Below are 1,481 nucleotides of genomic sequence, written 5' to 3'. Positions count from 1 at the left end.
GCTTGACCTTCCATATCTCGTTCAACGACTGCTGCATCTCTCCGAAGACGCCGGAGGCGGTGACAAGCAGCGTGATCAGCCCGATGAGGGTGGCCAGCGTGCTGGACCCGCGATGCGCGGCGGTCTCGATCACTGCCGTGAGCAGTTCGGCGCTCTGCGGGCCCATCACCCCCGCGAACTCAGCCGAAAGCGCGAGCTGCGCGGCGTCGTTGCCGATGACGACGCCCGCGATCGCTACCACGATCAGAAGGATCGGCGCCAGCGAGGTCGTGGCGTAGAAGGCCATCGCCGCGCCATGGCTCAGCGCATTGTCGTTGACATAGCCGGTGATGCTCTCTTTCAGCACAACCCAGGCTTCCTGGAACCAGCGCTGCATCTTCCTTCCCGTCGGCTGCTTCTCCTCGTCGGCTATTTGGGGCGCGGATCCTCGAGCACGGCTCCGATGGTCTGGAACGAACCCGCGCGACGCTTCTCGACGGCTTCGGCGAGCGCCAGCGCGGCATTGCGGACTTCCGTCTGCACGGCATGGTCGGCGTCGAGCTCGTCATGGCTCGTCGCATAGGGCTTCCAGTAGCCAATGTAGCGGTCGAGCTCGGCAGCCTCGCCCACCGGATCGAGCTTCATCGAGCGCAGCCAGTCGGCGAGGCTGTGGCGCACCCTTCCGGCACCTTCGGTGTCGCCATGCACGATTACGGAGAACAGCCGGCCGGCGAGATGGCGCGGATAGTCCCAGCCGGCAAGCTCGACCTTCTTGGCGAGCGCGGCATCCTTGCCCTGCGTCAGCGAAGGATCGGGATTGCCGCCGTCGGCGCAGACAAGCCGGTCCATCATCAGCTTCACCGGCGAGGAGGAATGGTACCAGTTGACCGGCGTGACGATCATGACGCCATGCGCCTCGACCCAGAGCGGATAGATGTCGTTCATCCAGTCACTGACCTGCCCGAGCGAATGATTGGGGTAGCAGGAACACGGCCAATGGCAGAGCGCGGCCGCCGTCGAGAAGCACGCCTTGCAGGGAAAGATCCTGCGGCCGTATTCGGAGGCGAGCCGCGCAAGGTCGAGAACCTCGATCGCGAAGCCCGGTCTTGCTGCAATGGCGCTGCGCGCCAACTCGACAAGGCGGAAGGTCTTCGACATTTCGCCCGGGCACGTGTGCTCGCTGCGCGAGGAGCCGTTTATGAGCAGGATGCGGGACGGCGCGGTCTTGTCCTCGTACCGGCGCTGTGCCGCTTCGACCGCTTCGTGCGCGGCGAACCAGTCGACGGAGAGATCATAGTCCGGATCGTGGAAGCCCTGTCCCGCCTTTCTGGTGATCGGTGCCTTGCGTTCTTCGCTGTAGGCCTGCCAGGCGATCTCGGCCAGCCTGCCAATGGCATCCGCCTCCGGCTGAAAGGCCGGATCGTAGAATTGTCTCAGATAGCGTGCCTTGAATTCGCTTTCGCCAAGACGCGGGCTCGGCATGCCTTTGCGCGGCTTAGGGC

General features: G+C 64.6%; 2 protein-coding genes. Both read right to left on the bottom strand.

Annotated elements, in window-relative coordinates; all coding sequences use genetic code 11:
• Positions 1–376 (bottom strand): YhjD/YihY/BrkB family envelope integrity protein (locus tag EOA79_RS32005; protein ID WP_206639300.1); only part of this gene is annotated, 376 nt, incomplete at its 3' end.
• Between the two features lie 32 nt (positions 377–408).
• The coding region (locus EOA79_RS32000) for a flavodoxin family protein (protein ID WP_164894069.1) at positions 409–1,481 on the bottom strand (1,073 nt) is incomplete at its 5' end.

This window comes from Mesorhizobium sp. M1A.F.Ca.IN.020.03.2.1 (assembly GCF_004023205.1).
In the GTDB taxonomy this organism is placed as follows: domain Bacteria; phylum Pseudomonadota; class Alphaproteobacteria; order Rhizobiales; family Rhizobiaceae; genus Mesorhizobium.
Note: the sequence above shows the minus strand (reverse complement) of the source record. Positions and strands in the feature narration are given on the sequence as shown.